Genomic DNA, 16,320 nt, shown 5'->3' with positions numbered 1-16,320 from the left:
TAATCGAGTAAACAGAGGTAAAAACACCTATACAGTGAGAGACTTGTCGTCTTGGTATGGTAAAATCACTGCAACTTTTCACGGTAAATGCTTATATGAATTCACTCTTGATACCCACGTCTTCACTCGCACCTGAATTTAGCCTGCCAACCCTTCCCGAAACGGCTGACAATCTAAGCGCATTACTCTTAGGACAAGAGCGTGCTGTGGATGCGTTTAAACTCCACCAAGCTATTGTCGATCAGCACTTGTATCTGGCTGATTTCCCGAGCATTGACCGCCAATTAATGATCCAAGCCTGTATTGATAGCCTAGCGCCGTTATCTCCAGCTTATTTAGTGGCAACACGCCCGACTGACAAAGCGGCAACATTTCAGTGGCAATCAGAGAAACCACTAGAAAATCAGATCAGTATTGCCGAAAAAACGACTCGCTATCGCTACCTCAGTGGTAATATTCGCCGTGTAGACCTCATTGGCCGTATGGCACAAACAGGAACAACAAGTCAATATCAAGCTGGTGCTCTGGCCGAATGTCATTATGTATTTATTTGCGCCGAGTCACTGTGGAAACGTGAAGGTTTATGGGAATTAGTGATGCAAATCCTCACCCATAAAGCGTATCAGATTAGCAATAACTTAAGTCCTATCCCGCTCAATTGTAAAATTGTCCTTATCGGTGCAGGAATGATTTATAGCCAAGTCAGAACTGAAGATTGGCAATTTCAACGTCACTTTACCCTACTAGCAGAACTCGCTAGCGAAATCGACTTGGTCCGTTATACAGAGTCACAATACGTCGCATGGTTGCAAGCGGTTGCACAAAGTGTCGAGGTCACTCTAGAACAATCAAGCCTAGCGCCACTTTTTCGTTATAGTGCACGGTTAACCGAACATCAGCGCCGCCTCAGTTTGTCTATGCTCGAGTTTGCCCAACTGATGGTGCAAGCTAAAGCCTATTGTGGTAAACCGAGTATCAATGCGAGCAGTATTGAGCTCGCGTTAGCCCAAGCCAACTATCGTCATAACAGCTCGGAAGAGTATTCAGGTCAAAGCTTCGATGACAACTTCATAAATCTGCCAACTTCGGGTGCTATGGTAGGTCAGATCAATGGCTTAACTGTCATTGATGCCATCGATTACAGTTATGGTGAGCCTGCGCGGATCACGGCATCTGTTCACTATGGTGATGGTGAAGTCGCCGATATCGAAAGAAAATCTGAACTTGGTGGCAATATACATGCCAAAGGAATGATGATCCTTTCTGCCTGCTTGTACCGTATCTTTGGGCGAGATGCACCATTACACCTAAATGCCAATATCGTTTTCGAGCAATCCTATCAAGAAATTGATGGTGATAGTGCATCACTCGCCGAATACTGCTGTTTGATGTCAGCGATTGCCGAACAACCCATTATTCAGTCACTGGCAATAACTGGTGCATTGGATCAATTTGGTAATGTGCAAGCGATTGGTGGCATCAACGAGAAAATTGAAGGCTTTTTTAATCTGTGTGAACGTCGTGGTCTCACGGGAGAACAAGGCGTTATTATGCCCAAGTCGAACGTGTTACAGCTTAACCTCAATCCCAAAGTGATTACAGCTGTAGGCAAAGGCTTATTTCACCTCTATGCAATCGAGCATATGGACCAAGCTGTTGAGCTATTAATGCAAATGCCTGCGGGTGTAGCCGATGAAGATAATGATTTTCCACATGATTCATTATACGGCCTTGTGCAGGAACGATTAGACAAGCTCGCAGGAAATGGCGAGGAGGAAATCGGCATAATCACGAGATTACTCGCAAAATTGGGATTTTTTCGCCGCTAATTAGCTGATCGGAGTTGTTTAGCTTACACGTGTTCGCTAATCTTGGCGGCTCTTATTGCTGGAGTAGTAAAACAATGAACAAAGCAAACAGTTTCAATAAAGAAGAACTCATCGCCTGTGGCCATGGGAAATTATTTGGTCCAAACTCACCTCGTCTGCCTGTCGATAACATGCTGATGATAGATAGAATCGTTACTATCAATGATAATGGCGGTGAGTTTGGCAAAGGTGAAATTGTCGCTGAACTCGATATTAATCCAGACTTATGGTTTTTTGACTGCCACTTTATTACCGACCCGGTAATGCCTGGCTGTTTAGGGCTAGATGCCATGTGGCAACTCGTTGGCTTCTATTTAGGCTGGGAAGGCGCAGAAGGCAAAGGACGTGCTCTGGGTGTAGGTGAAGTGAAGTTTACGGGTCAAGTATTACCAGGCGCTAAGAAAGTCACTTATAAACTCAATATCAAGCGTACTATTCACCGTAAACTGGTGATGGGTATTGCCGATGCAATCCTTGAAGTTGATGGTCGTCAAATCTACAGTGCAACCGATCTTAAAGTCGGTGTCTTTAGCGATACGTCTACATTCTGATCAGTCTTACTCCAAGACACTGAAGATATCAGTACTGCAGATATAAAAATGCCCTCATCTGAGGGCAATATGCTGCATTACTTTGCTTGTTCTGGGCTATTTAATTAATGAGTAAAACTCAATTATTTATTAAATAGCCCATTAACTCGGCCATCCACACCTTCACGCCAACCGCCTAACCACTGCGATCGCGAATCAAGATTTGCATATGGACAGAGCTCCTTAGAGCGTCCACCAACCCCAGCTTGGAATCCTTTTGAAAAAGCTCTGTCTAAACGATCTCGTTTTTGTCTTTTCATGCAAGCGTCCTCTGTTCTACATAAAATAGAAGCAAAAGCTTCACCCATAGAAATAGTGCTTTTTGACGCCAAGATCAATCAAAAAATCGGCTATTATACTGACTATTTATTAAACTATTGAGATCTTAGCGAAAAAAAATCGAGGCATTTCGCCTCGATTTTTTTAGTCTGAATTGAAGCTTAAAACTTAACGAATTCGACGACGGAACCACACCAATGGCAAGGCAAATAACCAAGCTAACGTTGCCGCACCAGAACGCTCAAAATTACCGGTATCGGTACTATCTTCAACAGTACAAGCTTCACCACTGGTAGCCGGTTTAAGTACAACCATACGTGGAACATAAGCCGTTACAGGCTCGCCACTACCACTCAGCTCAAATAGCGGTAAGCCATTTTCACCAATAACTATGTTGCCATCTTTATCAAATTGATAAGAAGGTTTACGAATAAAAGCCGTACCTACGATAGTGCCATCTTCATTGATACTCGTACCTTCAACCACTAAAATATCAGCGTTATATTGAAGAATTTTACCCGAGCCATCCTGAACTTCGACCTGATGACGTGCCCAGCTACCATCGTTTGATTTTTCATACCCCTTAGACTCGCAGGTCAGCAATTTATTGATATTGCTAAACTCACCCGTCGACTTCTCATACAGGAAACCCGCTTTGGGGCGTGGCTTCTCTTTATCGTAAGTCGTTTCAACGTAACCAACTACTTGACCTTTATTGTTAATATCCTTGGGTTTACTCGAAAGATCCGTTGCCGTTGAGGCAAAATCATTAGGGGTTACATAGCCAACATCGGGTGTATTAGTATCAAAATAGAAAAACTTGTCGCGCAAATAACCTTGAATATAGCTACGATAACTACCGACAAGAATACCACTATCATTGATGTCATAGGCAATGGAACTTGAAATCGATTCGCCCATTGGGATCCAGTGGTATTTATAATTACCTTCGGCATCCTTAGCCCAATAAGCCGCATCTTGGTGCAACTTATCTGTATTGTTGTTACGATAAACGTGCGAGCGACCAACAACCACGCCGTTATCATTCACGCCGAGCGCCTGAGCAGTAAAGGTTAAGGTGTTATCAGCTTTAGGCGTTAACCCTAAAGGCAACTCAATTCCCGTAGCGATATTATTGTCGATTTGCCATACATAGGCACGCGTCTGGTACTGAATGTTACGCGTACCCGTAGAGTTCGGATATTGCTCACGTTGTACACAAACATCCAACGGCAAAGTATTATCCGAGCCTAAACAATAATTAACACGATCACTACCATATTTACTGATAGCAGTACTGGCATAACCAGCCACTAAGTTATTATTATTAATAGCTGTAGCAGCAGACCATCCACCTAACTCTGCGGTTTTAGTCTTATCAGCATTAACAAATTGCGTGTAGGGAGGAACTAATGGAATTTCAGTGCTACCCACTTTTACAACACCGCGGAACTCATAGTCGCGGTAATACCAATAATCATCGGTAACATCAGTAGTTGCAGTGTTCTCTGTTTTCTTTTCAGGCGCAGTCATGCTGCCCACTTTAATACTGGCATCATTAATACCGTAATAAAAGGTATCAACAGAGTTAATCACAGCAGTATCATTTGGCGGTGTAGTACCATTAATGCTGTCGAATGTCGGTAACCAAGCCCCAGCTGCACCATTTTCTGCAGCAATAAAAGCAAAGTTATTTGCAACAATGGCAGCGGTAATAGAATAAGTAATGGTTTCTTCTGGTGCGATACCGTCGGCAACATCAATCACGCCGCCTTCGACATCTGAACTGCTGAGTTTTTTCTTACCCTTTGAAATACCGACTAATTCACCACTAGCATTTACACCTAAAGCATAACCGTTACGAGTGCCTTCAAGCGTGCCCTGCAGGTCATAATTATCGATATTAACGATTTCATAGACAGGTGCAGCATGGGCACTGTTTAATACACCAAGGACACCTAAGGCAACCAAGGAAAGGGCTTTATCCAACTTTGACTTCATTAATTCTATTCCCATTTTTATTATTGGTTTACTTCAGTGACTCAAGCTCTTCCCAACGCTCGAAGCAAACTTCCAATTGCTTTTCTTTATCAGCCAACAGACTCAATACCTGATTGACTTTATCCTGCGCCTGACTATAAAAGTCTGAATGTCCAATAGTGGTCTGCAATGCGAGAATTTCTGCCTCCAATTGCTCCATCACATTAGGTAGCGACTCTAACTCACGCTGTAGCTTATACGACAGTTTTTTTACCGCTTTCACAGGTTCTACAGTTTTAACTTCAACGGGTTTAGTTTCAACCGCAGGAGCTTCGACCGCCTTTTGCGAACTAGGTTCCTCAGAATAAAACTTTGCCCCTTGGTTCACGGCATCTTGATAACCACCTACATACTCGCTCCAATGGCCATTACCCGCATACCACCAGCTACTGGTCACAGTATTGTCGATAAATGCCCTATCATGGCTCACTAGCAACAACGTACCTTGGTATTCAGTGAGCAACGACTCTAGCAATTCTAAGGTCTCAATATCAAGATCGTTAGTTGGCTCATCGAGAATGATTAAGTTTGCAGGGCGAATTAATAACTTAGCCAATAACAAACGGTTCTTCTCACCACCCGACAGCGCTTTCACTGGCGTTCTGGCACGCATAGGCGAGAACAAGAAGTCCTGCAAATAACTTAAAATGTGGCGGTCTTGACCATTGATCGTGATGGTCTTTTTACCTTCACCAACGTTATCTTCAACGGTTTGCTCAGGATCTAACGCTTCACGATATTGGTCGAAATAAGCGATTTCGAGCTTAGTACCGACTTTAATTTCGCCCGATTGCGGTTGCAGCTTCTCGATTAACAGCTTGATCAAGGTTGATTTACCACAACCGTTTGGCCCAATCAGCGCAATACGGTCACCGCGGATAACCGTCGTATTAAAGTTTTTAACCAGATTTTTATCGGGCAGATTGAAGTTAAGATCGGTCACATCAAAGACTAACTTACCAGAACGTTCAGTATCCGATACTGCCATTTTAGCATTGCCTTGACGATTCAGACGTTCACTTCGCTCTTCACGTAGCGCCTTCAGTGCGCGAACTCGACCTTCGTTACGGGTACGTCTGGCTTTAACGCCTTGACGGATCCACACTTCTTCATCGGCGAGACGCTTGTCAAACAAGGCATTTTTCTCGGCTTCGACGCGCAGCCATTCTTGCTTACCATCAAGATACATTTGATAGTTGCCCGGCCATGAGGTCACCACACCACGGTCTAAATCGACAATCCGCGTCGCCATACGGGCAATAAAGCCCCTATCGTGGCTGATAAAGACGATAGCGCCTTGATAATCAAGTAAAAACTTTTCAAGCCACTCGATAGTGTCTATGTCTAAATGGTTGGTCGGTTCATCAAGTAACAACAGATCTGGCTCGCTCACCAGTGCTCTGGCTAACGCCACTTTACGCTGCCAACCACCCGATAACTCGCTCAAGGATTTGTCAGGATCGAGTCCTAATAATTCGCAGTTTTGTTGGATACGAGAATCTAGCTGCCATCCATTATAGTGGTCTAAGGTTTCTTGCAGACCTTGCATTTCATTCAGCATACGATCCATTTGCTCGGGATCGGCATGGGCCACATCGTGGGACAATTGATGATAACGCTCAAGCGCCTCGCCCACTTCCTTTAATCCCGCAGCAATATAAGCGTATACCGTGCCTTGCTCAGCCTTTGGCGGATCTTGTTGTAGACGGCTAACGGTCACATTACCAGCGATGTTGAATTCGCCTTCATCCAGCAGTACATCACCAGATAACACTTTTAATAAACTCGACTTGCCAGCACCATTACGGCCAACAATACACACGCGCTCGCCGCGTTGAATAGTAAAATCCGCTTTTTGTAACAACGGAGTGTAACCATAGGCTAAAGAGCCACTATTGATACGAACCAGACTCAAACTAAGCTCCTGTAAACTCTTGTAATTGCGTTGCGTTAAATGGCCAATGTAATTCTCTACCATCCCAAGCTTTAAGCACAGGGATCGATACGCCATAACGCTGCGCGAGGTATTCATCGTCACAAATATCTATGGCCCGATAGCCAATGTCAGCCGCGTCCAGTAAGGCCGCGGCCAGTTCACACAGATGACATCCCTCTGTGTGATATAGCAGATAATGCCTGTTATCTAATTCTGCTTGAGTCAACTCAGGCATGGGTGATAAGCCAAGTATTATGAATATGTGGATTACGTTTGTAGTCCATAGGCAAAGTCACGTCATCAATGTTCTTCACATTAATGTTCATCTTTGTCAGCGCCTCTATGTCCATCTTAAACTTACGTTTATTATTAGAGAACACTAGCTCGCCCGTTGGGCTGAGCAGTTTCACTAAGGATGCCAGTAAGTTCACATGGTCTCTCTGCACATCGAATGAATCTTCCATACGCTTAGAATTTGAGAAGGTCGGCGGATCGATAAAAATCAGATCGTACTGTTCACGGCAATCACGGATCCACTGCATGCAGTCAGATTGAACAAACTCATACTGCTTACCTTGCAGTCCATTGAGTGCAAAGTTGTCCTTCGCCCAAGCAATATAGGTATTTGACATATCCACCGTCGTCACCGATTTAGCCCCACCAAGCGCCGCATGCACAGAAGCAGAACCTGTGTAAGAGAACAGGTTAAGTACCCGGCGTCCCTTCGATTTTTGACCGACTAAACGGCGTGTCAATCTGTGATCGAGGAATAAACCTGTATCCAAATAACCGGTTAAGTTCAGTTTGAACTTAGCGCCATATTCGGTAGTGATAAGCTCTAACTTACGCTCATCCAGCTTTTGATACTGACTCGTGCCCTTTTGACGCTCACGGGTCTTCATGATCATCTTGTTCGGATTGATACCAATGGCCGACGGCAGTGCTAACAATACATCGCTTAAACGACGCTTGGTTACGGCTTCAGGTATAGTTGCTGGCGCCATATATTCTTGAATAATCACGTAATCTAAGTATTTATCTACTGCGACGTTATATTCAGGAATGTCGGCATCATAAATACGATAGCTGTCGATGCCTTCTTTCTTGGCCCATTTCTCTAATAACTTGGCATTTTTCTTAATGCGGTTAGCAAATGCAGGGGCGATATCGGCAATGTCGACGCCGTCTGGCAGCACTGGCGTATCACGACGTGTACTGGTCGCATGTAAGGTATAAATGTTAAAGGCACATTCTAGAGCACCGTTGAACATCTTCATCTGTTTGTCGGCTTTAAGCTTAAGTGATGATACCAACTCGATATCACTACACAGCATGGCCACTTTCCAGCCGCCAAACTCTTTCTTAAACTTGTCGCCTAGCTGATAGTAAAGCTGCAATAACTCAGACACATTGCCTAAACGTTCACCATAAGGTGGGTTAGTGATCAAATATCCACTTTCTGCAGGCGGCGTTATCGTCAACGCATCTGCAACTTGAAACTCAATTAACTCGAGTACACCGGCATTTTCGGCGTTACGTTTGGCTAACGCGACTAAGCGCGAATCGATATCTGAGCCGTAGAATTTAATCTCGCAACGTTTCACGCCTAATGAGGCACGCGCTTTTGCTTCTTCAACGATTTCTTGCCACACAGCTTTATCATGACGACGCCAATGTTCAAACCCAAAACGGCTACGCTGTAAGCCAGGGGCAATATCGGCCGCCATTAAAGCCGCTTCAATCAGCACAGTTCCACTACCACAGAAAGGATCGAGCAAGGTCGAAGGTGCTGCTTGCCAGCCACTGCGCACTAACATGTTGGCGGCTAAGTTTTCCTTCAGTGGCGCTTCACCAGTAGTCGAACGATAGCCACGTTGATGCAGTGATGGACCAGAGAAGTTCATCGCAATCGTGATTACGCCATTACGAAAATGGGCATCAACTTTAAAGTCAGCATCGACGCGTGACACATTTGGGCGCTCAACGTCATCGTCCCGGAATCTATCCACAACCGCGTCTTTAATCTTGAGTGCGCCGAACTGGGTATTATTGATAAAACCACCCGTACCATGAAAATCGATACTAAAAGTGCTTTTATTGGAAAAATGCGCCGGCCAATCGACACAATAGGCGGCATTATAAAGTTGCTCTGCCGACTCGCAGCTGCCTTTATAGATAACCAACACGATACGGCTGGCTAAGCGTGTCCATAAAGTAATCCGATACGCTAAAGCTAAGGGGGCAGTGAAATACACACCAGCAACACTCTCTTTTACTTCAGTCGCACCAAATTCTGTCAGCTCTTGGGCTAAGCTATATTCAAAGCCCTTAGGGGCGGCGGCAAAAAAATTAAGCATGGGATAATCAGTACGCAGTCAAAATCAAAGCGACATTATACCTGCTCGAATACATAAAAGATAAACAGTTATTAGTCGAAACCCCATTTAGTCTCATCCTCGACCTAAGATAATCAACGAAAAATCCCTAACTTATGTTTAAATTGTATGAAAGCCCCCCACTCCGCTTTATATTTAAGCGTTCACCATCTTTTTCGATCTTCGTCCTTGCAATGGCAAGGCGCTGCCGTTATAGTCTGCCCCGCTTTGAAGACGGACGCGGGATGGAGCAGCATGGTAGCTCGTCGGGCTCATAACCCGAAGGTCGTAGGTTCAAATCCTGCTCCCGCAACCATTTAAAAGCAAAATAGTAAAGTAATACAGATAGATATCGGACGCGGGATGGAGCAGCATGGTAGCTCGTCGGGCTCATAACCCGAAGGTCGTCGGTTCAAATCCGGCTCCCGCAACCACTTTCTATATGTGTTTATAAAGAGAAACAGCTTATCGGGCTCAACTCCTTATAAACAACAGGCGAAGGTAGTCAGTTCAAATCCGGCTACTACAACCAATTCTTAGATGACAGAATTAAACAGTTATTAACAGCAACAATCGGACGCGGGATGGAGCAGCATGGTAGCTCGTCGGGCTCATAACCCGAAGGTCGTCGGTTCAAATCCGGCTCCCGCAACCACTTTCTACATGTGTTTATAAAGAGAAACAGCTTATTAGCCTCAACTCCTTATAAGCAACAGGCGAAGGTAGTCGCTGATTTAACATTAGCAACCCGGCTTCCGCAACCAATTCTTAGATGACAGAATTAAAACAGTTATTAACAGCAATAATCGAACGCGGGATGGAGCAGCATGGTAGCTCGTCGGGCTCATAACCCGAAGGTCGTCGGTTCAAATCCGGCTCCCGCAACCACTTTATATATATGCTTATAACGAGAAACAGCTTATCGGGCTCAACTCCTTATAAACAACAGGTGAAGGTCGTCGGTTCAAATCCGGCTCCCGCAACCAATTCTCAAATGACAGAATTAAAACAGTTATTAACAACAACAACAATCGGACGCGGGATGGAGCAGCATGGTAGCTCGTCGGGCTCATAACCCGAAGGTCGTCGGTTCAAATCCGGCTCCCGCAACCACTTCTCTTCATGAAAGAGAAAAATAACCAGCACAAGCTGGTTTTTTTGTACCTAAAATTCATAATAACCCTCTGTAAAATCCTAACCAGAAGACCATCGACCTATAAACAACCGATGAAAGCAATCAGGTCAAATCCACTATAACAACAGCGTCCAAAATAAGATTTAAACTGATCAGCTGACATCAATACATTTTTTGGATGTCAAATTTCGCCATAAAAGTGTCGGACAATATGACTCCTGCCATGGCACCAAAGGAAACGGTGAAAATCATGATGAAAGGTAGAGGTTTCAAATAAGCGGAAGTGAGAACACCTTGACCGAACCAGTGCAGTATTAGACCAAGAATCATGATGCCAAAAGCGAACTTATTCGCGGCAAAAAACATCGAGATTTCGAACGCCCACAACTCTTTATTTTCCTTAAATTGAGCGAAACCGAAATAGAGATAAAGCAGTAATGCCACTATAGCGAGAGTACAAATACTGAGTGCATAGCTTAATTGAGAAGCCCTAGCCGATACGTATGGCATAAATACCGACACCCAACCAAAGTATCAGCAGCGGCAATAAAATGAGTCCCATTTTTATCCTTAAAAGTTGAGATAGACATACACTTAACACCTAAAGCGAGCTCTGAAAATGAGCGCTTAGAACAAATTCTTAAAGTTAGTACTTGGAGTGCGTATTTAAAGTTCGTTCTTAGAGTGAGAGCCTTAAGTAACAGCTTAAATAGCATAGAGATCAGCATGTTATTTTAACCGCGCCATATGATACACACTGACAAACTCACCATTTCTAAAAGCAAAATCCTTCGACTCACCTTCCATTACAAAGCCAAACTTTTTATATAGACCAATTGCGGCATGATTATCGGTATAAACCGTTAATTCAATTCGTTTTATATTCATCCATTTATCGGTAAGCTCAAGCATCGCGTTAATCAAGGCACTGCCTATACCGCGGCCTTGCCAACTGTCTTTTACACCCATGCCAAAGGAGGCAACATGCCTACGGCGAGGTTGCTCATACACTTCAAAACCTAACTCACCGACAATTTCACCTTCAATCTCTGCGACATAACGATGAACATGATTCGATGTTGCAGCAAGACGCGCCTCCCATTTATCGGTCGATGGCAAAGGTAATTGCAAGGTACCGGCATAGGCATTTGGACAGGCATATACTGCTTGAATGGCTGCAGCGTCACTCTTCTCTGCATGCCTAATCATAATATTTCCCAATGAGTCCCCTCCCTGGTTTTGAAATAAAAAAGAAGTGGCCAATTCAACGTACACAGAACTAAGCACACAGAACTAAGCCCAACGAATTGACTTAGGCATACTGTGGATCACTGTGATTAAGCAACTCAACCCGATTTTTATTAAACCGACTTTACGGATGAAGCTCACATAAGACAAGTATGAAATTTAAAAAACTATTGATAAACATGGATTTTATACAGATAGATATCAATCAATATAGGAATTGAATCAACCACCGCCCTGTCTCCATAACCCAGCCTCAACACCTAGGTTGAAACTCTGGGCAAATAAAAACCCGCTCAAGATAAGATCTTGGCGGGTTTATAAGATTCAGGCACTAAGGTGATAATCGAGTTGAATACTTCAGCCTTCAATTAATCCAATACAATCAATAGTATGGTTCTAATATAAACTGTTTAATTAAAGTGGTAAACGACCATTAAAGGACAGCGCCAACGTAGTACTATCCACGTATTCCAACTCGCCACCTACGGGTACGCCATGGGCAATACGGCTTATCATCACTTTGTGACGTCTGGCCATATCGGCAATAAAATGCGCTGTAGCCTCACCTTCTACTGTTGGATTTGTCGCTAAAATCAGTTCGGTGACATCACCCGATGCCAAATGGCGCTCGAGTAACGCTAAGCCTAACTCTTCTGGCCCCACGCCATCGAGGGGCGATAAATGGCCTAAAAGCACAAAGTAACGGCCAGTGAAATGTCCACCCGCTTCAATGGCTAACACATCAGCCGGCGTTTCCACCACACAAATGGTGGAGGACGTTCCGCGTTTATGGCTAGCACAGATCGGACAGAGGGCTTCTTCAGTGTAGGTTCGGCAAGACTGACAATGACCGACGTCACTCATCGCACTGGACAGCGCACTGGCTAATTTAAGCCCTGCTTTTCTGTCACGCTCGAGTAACTGAAACGCCATACGTTGCGCCGATTTAGGCCCAACCCCAGGTAAACAACGCAGGGACTGAATTAACTCATCTAACAATGGACTAAATTTCATCGGCTATCTCAATTAAAATGGCATTTTCATGCCTGGTGGTAATTGCATGCCACCAGTAACTTCAGCCATTTTAGTTTTTTGGTTTTCTTCGATTCGACGAGCAGCGTCATTACAGGCCGCAGCAATCAAATCTTCCAGCATTTCTTTGTCGTCTTCCATCAGGCTTGGGTCGATTTCGACTTTACGCACTGTGTGCGCGCCTGTCATAGTCACTTTCACCAAACCAGCACCAGATTCACCCACCATTTCCATACGGGCGATTTCTTCCTGCATTTTGGCCATTTTTTCTTGCATCATCTGGGCCTGTTTCATCAAATTGCCCATACCGCCTTTTCCAAACATAGTCATTTCTCTTCTATTAGGGTTAGTCGCAAGCATTAACGCGGCTAATCTTACTTAAATAAATGGGATTGGCAATCAATGCCGTTATCTTGTTAATAAACTTATGATCTCGATGCAGAGTTTCTCAGCAGCATCACTATAAATATGCACTCGAAACCTAAATTTAAACCACAACGCTACAAATTAACGATGAAAATTTTACCCAAAGACTCGCCAATAATGGCTAACTCGCGGCCTCAGTTAACTCTGGTAACGCTTGTATTTGCTGACTGCGTAAATTCAACAACTCTGGCGGATACACTAGACTATCGGCATCGAGTTCGGCGCCCATACGTTGGATCAACCATTGCACATTGTCATCATGAATCAATGATTGATGCGCTTGTTGCAGCAACTCTTGGTGGAAACGCTTACGTAACTCTAAGGGCGTTTCCCGCTGTTCATCGATTCCTATGACCACTTGTACCCGTCTTGGGTTCCCGAGCGCGGTAGTTAAGGCTTGCTCAAGCTGCACTATGGCAACATCAGCCGCTAAATGCTTCTGGTTTGGTTTAAGCAGCAAAGGCAAAGGATCGCTCAAGGTTTGGCAGACAGAATTAACCGCCAGTTGCCGCACTCGCCCGCCGATCTCTAAGCTCGCCATCAACTTGTACCAATGTAAATCTAATGGATGGCCGCTAATAGGTTGAGTCGAACTGAGCGCGACTTGTGTCTCCTGCGTGTGTTCCACTGTATTCGACGCATTTGTCAGTGCTGTTGTGCTAGCCGAAGCAAACTCTGAGGCGGGTATTTCTTCTTGACGTACAGCCTGAGTTTGAAGTATTTCCGACTTCAAACTTGATGCTGTGAGCTGCCCGTCACTCAGGGATAGAGTGTCATCTTGTGCATGATTAGGTGCGTAACTCTCGCCTAAAAGCTCTTGAGCATGACTGGCTTGAACATTATTTATATCAGTAGCTTGCGCGCTCACAGGCTGAACACTGTCAGTCTTATTGCTATCGACTTGCGTCACTTCGATAGATTCAGCTTCAGGCGCTGCCTCCCAAGGCGGACGATCATATGTAGCAGACGGTTTGACAGGTTTCTCAGAGACAATTCCAGTTGAGATGACGACTGAAGATACTGCTTGGTGCAGATCGATAGGCTCAAGATCTAAGTCGAAGTCATCATCAAAATCTATCGCTAAATCAGGGTCTAAATCAGATGCTGGATCAACAGAAAATGCCACACTTGACTGACTCGCTTCAATTTTAGTCACCGATTTAGGTAAGGTTACACCATGTGATTTAGTGTTTGGCGTCTTAAGTTTTGAGTCCAATGACGACTTTTTTTCATCACCGTCCTTAGCACTTAAGGCGTCAAGATCCGATAACAGTGAATCCCGCGCCGCCAACACCGCCGAGAGAATATCATCGTCGGCTAATGATGCGGAGGCTAGTGTTGGAATTGGAATTGATGTCTGAGGAGACACTTGAGCCATTACTACTGACTGACTATCAACTGAGCCTTCCATGCCTACAGCGCTTTGAATATCAGCAGAATTTTGAACATTATCTAAGTGTTGAACATCATCAGGCACAGCATGAGAGTCAAAGCTGTGATGAAAATCATCGTCATTGTAAGAGCCGGAGGAGAATTCAACATAAGCATCTTGATAGGAATCGAGCGGCGCTGACTCTTGGGCATAAGCTCCCATCACTGGATAAGAATGCTCGACTTCAGTTCCATAGGGACTATGTTCATCAAGCTCCTTTTGCTCTAGCGTACTATTAGTAAGAGTATGGTTGAGGGAGTCAACAGCAGTGTTTTCATCAACAGTCTCTTGAACAGCACTGTCTTTCTCTGCAATGTCACTACCAACAGCCACAGCGCTTGAACCAACAACCATTTCAGCCGCTGCTGGATTAACAATACTCGACTCGGCAGTTGCCCCAATGAATTCAGGAACTTCACTATTCTGAGCATCTAAACTCGCAACCGATGCCCCAATGTCAGCAGCAGCTTCAGTAACTTGAGAAAGCGCTTGAGCGGTTGATACTTTTTGAGTTTGTGGCTCGACCTCAGCATTCACTATCTCAACGTTTAAGCTGCCAGCGTTAAATCCCTGACTCTGCGCCTGACTTAGAATCACCGCCTGTTCGGCAATTAATGCCGCATCCGCTTCGAGCTCAGCATCAAGTGCCAGCTCTGCGGTATCGGCAGGCTCAATTAATACCGTTTTTTTTTCAGCAGGCAGTTGTTCCGCAGTATGTGGCTCAGAAAACTTTTGTTCTTTTACATCAGGAGCTTGCGCTGTCGCAACTGGCGTTTGCCCTTCGGATAAACTGATCTCAGCGACCGCATCAGGCTGCCAGCGCTTTACTGGCTTTTCAGGCACAAACGCCACAGCGCGTAATAGTGCCATCTCAAGACCCGATTTAGGGTCTGGTGCATGGGGTAAATCTTTGCGGCCGGTTAATAAAATCTGATAATAAAGCTGCACTTGTTCCGGCTTAAGCTGTTCGGCAAAGGCGCGAATCTGTGCGCTATACAAGGATTGCTGCGCGCAAGCGGGGGCAAATTGGGTCAAGGTAATTTGATGTAACAACTCAAGTAAACTGCGTAGCACTTCTTGGGCATCTGCGCCGTACGCAAGCACTTGGGCACAGGTATGCATTAACACACCAATATCGGCATCGGTTAAGGCGTTAAGCAAGGCAACTACATGCTGCTCATCAATACTGCCAAGCATGGTTTGCACTTGGCCAAGCATCACATTACCGCCACCAAAGGCAATGGCTTGATCTGTCAAACTCAAGGCATCACGCATACTGCCATTGGCAGCTTTAGCCAGCAATTTTAGGGCTTCTGCATCAAAGGGAAACTGCTCTTGGGTCAAGATATGATTGAGCTGAGTGCCAATTTCAGCTTGGGTCAGGCTTTTTAAATTGAACTGCAAACAACGGGATAACACAGTCACTGGCAGTTTCTGCGGATCGGTTGTCGCCAGAAGAAATTTAACGTGCTCGGGGGGTTCTTCTAAGGTTTTTAGCAGTGCGTTAAAACTGCTGCGCGACAGCATATGCACTTCGTCGATGAGATAAACCTTAAAGCGGCCACGGGTTGGACGATACTGCACATTGTCTAACAGCTCACGGGTATCATCGACCTTAGTGCGAGATGCGGCATCGACTTCAATCAAATCGACAAAACGACCTTGGGCGATTTCCACACAGCTACCGCAAACACCACAGGGAGTGGCTGTCACGCCTTGTTCGCAATTTAAGCCTTTGGCAAAGAGTCGCGCCAAGCTGGTTTTACCGACACCGCGCGTTCCCGTAAACAGGTAAGCATGGTGTAAGCGCTGCTGGCTTAACGCATTGGTCAAGGCATGCAAAACATGGCTTTGGCCAACCATTTGATCAAATGTGGCAGGGCGCCATTTTCTGGCTAACACCTGATATGACATGGAACTCCCCAGAGTATGTGATACAAAAGCGGGAGCATGCGCCCC

The 16,320-nt window shown here is 44.9% G+C and carries 12 protein-coding genes and 5 tRNA genes; 7 read left to right on the top strand and 10 right to left on the bottom strand.

From position 1 onward, the window contains the following. Positions 1 to 95 precede the first annotated feature (95 nt). Entirely contained in the window at positions 96 to 1,829 is a 1,734-nt protein-coding gene (locus KO537_RS18845; RefSeq protein WP_105253105.1) for an AAA family ATPase, read from the top strand. A 74-nt stretch (positions 1,830 to 1,903) separates the two neighbouring features. Next, complete coding sequence (fabA, locus tag KO537_RS18840; RefSeq protein ID WP_028759638.1) at positions 1,904 to 2,419, top strand: bifunctional 3-hydroxydecanoyl-ACP dehydratase/trans-2-decenoyl-ACP isomerase; 516 nt, start codon at positions 1,904 to 1,906, stop codon at positions 2,417 to 2,419. Between the two features lie 122 nt (positions 2,420 to 2,541). Here the strand turns inward: fabA and rmf are convergent, their stop codons facing one another. The 5 genes from rmf to rlmKL form a co-directional block, all read right to left on the bottom strand. Continuing rightward, the gene (gene rmf, locus KO537_RS18835; protein ID WP_006082074.1) at positions 2,542 to 2,718 is read right to left on the bottom strand and encodes a ribosome modulation factor; all 177 of its coding nucleotides are present in this window, start codon (positions 2,716 to 2,718) and stop codon (positions 2,542 to 2,544) included. A gap of 187 nt (positions 2,719 to 2,905) precedes the next feature. Further along, complete coding sequence (locus tag KO537_RS18830; RefSeq protein ID WP_028759637.1) at positions 2,906 to 4,738, bottom strand: DUF3466 family protein; 1,833 nt, start codon at positions 4,736 to 4,738, stop codon at positions 2,906 to 2,908. A gap of 28 nt (positions 4,739 to 4,766) precedes the next feature. Continuing rightward, positions 4,767 to 6,692 (bottom strand): ABC transporter ATP-binding protein, encoded by a 1,926-nt coding sequence (locus KO537_RS18825; RefSeq protein ID WP_173244276.1) that lies wholly within the window; start codon positions 6,690 to 6,692, stop codon positions 4,767 to 4,769. Between the two features lies 1 nt (position 6,693). Further along, positions 6,694 to 6,948 (bottom strand): glutaredoxin family protein, encoded by a 255-nt coding sequence (locus KO537_RS18820; protein ID WP_168827464.1) that lies wholly within the window; start codon positions 6,946 to 6,948, stop codon positions 6,694 to 6,696. Further along, a complete protein-coding gene (rlmKL, locus tag KO537_RS18815) occupies positions 6,941 to 9,070 on the bottom strand; it encodes a bifunctional 23S rRNA (guanine(2069)-N(7))-methyltransferase RlmK/23S rRNA (guanine(2445)-N(2))-methyltransferase RlmL (protein WP_168827462.1) in 2,130 nt (709 codons plus the stop codon). The genes KO537_RS18820 and rlmKL overlap by 8 nt, the downstream gene beginning before the upstream one ends. A 257-nt stretch (positions 9,071 to 9,327) precedes the next feature. On the opposite strand from rlmKL, the gene KO537_RS18810 reads away from it, so the two are divergent. The 5 genes from KO537_RS18810 (at position 9,328) to KO537_RS18790 (ending at position 10,201) form a co-directional block, all read left to right on the top strand. Next, positions 9,328 to 9,404 (top strand) — tRNA-Met (locus KO537_RS18810). Between the two features lie 41 nt (positions 9,405 to 9,445). Then, positions 9,446 to 9,522: transfer RNA gene (locus tag KO537_RS18805), tRNA-Met, on the top strand. A 144-nt stretch (positions 9,523 to 9,666) separates the two neighbouring features. After that, a tRNA-Met gene (locus tag KO537_RS18800) sits at positions 9,667 to 9,743 on the top strand. Positions 9,744 to 9,899: 156 nt separating this feature from the next. Further along, positions 9,900 to 9,976: transfer RNA gene (locus KO537_RS18795), tRNA-Met, on the top strand. 148 nt (positions 9,977 to 10,124) lie between these two features. After that, a tRNA-Met gene (locus KO537_RS18790) sits at positions 10,125 to 10,201 on the top strand. 184 nt (positions 10,202 to 10,385) lie between these two features. On the opposite strand, the gene KO537_RS18785 is transcribed toward KO537_RS18790, so the two are convergent. The 5 genes from KO537_RS18785 to dnaX form a co-directional block, all read right to left on the bottom strand. Next, positions 10,386 to 10,733 (bottom strand): hypothetical protein, encoded by a 348-nt coding sequence (locus tag KO537_RS18785; protein WP_251071157.1) that lies wholly within the window; start codon positions 10,731 to 10,733, stop codon positions 10,386 to 10,388. Positions 10,734 to 10,952: 219 nt separating this feature from the next. Next, positions 10,953 to 11,432: a GNAT family N-acetyltransferase gene (locus tag KO537_RS18780; protein ID WP_251071156.1), complete on the bottom strand. Its 480-nt coding sequence runs from the start codon at positions 11,430 to 11,432 to the stop codon at positions 10,953 to 10,955. 453 nt (positions 11,433 to 11,885) lie between these two features. Further along, positions 11,886 to 12,485 carry a recombination mediator RecR gene (gene recR / locus KO537_RS18775; RefSeq protein ID WP_173244270.1) on the bottom strand — a complete coding sequence of 200 codons (600 nt, stop codon included), beginning with the start codon at positions 12,483 to 12,485 and terminating at the stop codon, positions 11,886 to 11,888. Between the two features lie 12 nt (positions 12,486 to 12,497). After that, positions 12,498 to 12,827, bottom strand: coding sequence for a YbaB/EbfC family nucleoid-associated protein (locus KO537_RS18770; RefSeq protein WP_028759630.1), 330 nt, complete (start codon positions 12,825 to 12,827; stop codon positions 12,498 to 12,500). 223 nt (positions 12,828 to 13,050) lie between these two features. Then, positions 13,051 to 16,275: a DNA polymerase III subunit gamma/tau gene (gene dnaX / locus KO537_RS18765; protein ID WP_251071155.1), complete on the bottom strand. Its 3,225-nt coding sequence runs from the start codon at positions 16,273 to 16,275 to the stop codon at positions 13,051 to 13,053. Between the last annotated feature and the right edge of the window lie 45 nt (positions 16,276 to 16,320).

The organism is Shewanella sp. NKUCC01_JLK (genome assembly GCF_019345615.1).
GTDB classification, from domain to species: domain Bacteria; phylum Pseudomonadota; class Gammaproteobacteria; order Enterobacterales; family Shewanellaceae; genus Shewanella; species Shewanella oncorhynchi.
This window is presented reverse-complemented; position numbering and strand designations above follow the sequence as displayed.

Bases quoted from the DNA above. Each gene is read 5' to 3' on its own strand.
- KO537_RS18845 (WP_105253105.1), top strand. From the start codon at position 96: ATGAATTCACTCTTGATACCCACGTCTTCACTCGCACCTGAATTTAGC.
- fabA (WP_028759638.1), top strand. From the start codon at position 1,904: ATGAACAAAGCAAACAGTTTCAATAAAGAAGAACTCATCGCCTGTGGC.
- rmf (WP_006082074.1), bottom strand. From the start codon at position 2,718: ATGAAAAGACAAAAACGAGATCGTTTAGACAGAGCTTTTTCAAAAGGA.
- KO537_RS18830 (WP_028759637.1), bottom strand. From the start codon at position 4,738: ATGAAGTCAAAGTTGGATAAAGCCCTTTCCTTGGTTGCCTTAGGTGTC.
- KO537_RS18820 (WP_168827464.1), bottom strand. From the start codon at position 6,948: ATGCCTGAGTTGACTCAAGCAGAATTAGATAACAGGCATTATCTGCTA.
- rlmKL (WP_168827462.1), bottom strand. From the start codon at position 9,070: ATGCTTAATTTTTTTGCCGCCGCCCCTAAGGGCTTTGAATATAGCTTA.
- KO537_RS18785 (WP_251071157.1), bottom strand. From the start codon at position 10,733: ATGCCATACGTATCGGCTAGGGCTTCTCAATTAAGCTATGCACTCAGT.
- KO537_RS18780 (WP_251071156.1), bottom strand. From the start codon at position 11,432: ATGATTAGGCATGCAGAGAAGAGTGACGCTGCAGCCATTCAAGCAGTA.
- recR (WP_173244270.1), bottom strand. From the start codon at position 12,485: ATGAAATTTAGTCCATTGTTAGATGAGTTAATTCAGTCCCTGCGTTGT.
- KO537_RS18770 (WP_028759630.1), bottom strand. From the start codon at position 12,827: ATGTTTGGAAAAGGCGGTATGGGCAATTTGATGAAACAGGCCCAGATG.
- dnaX (WP_251071155.1), bottom strand. From the start codon at position 16,275: ATGTCATATCAGGTGTTAGCCAGAAAATGGCGCCCTGCCACATTTGAT.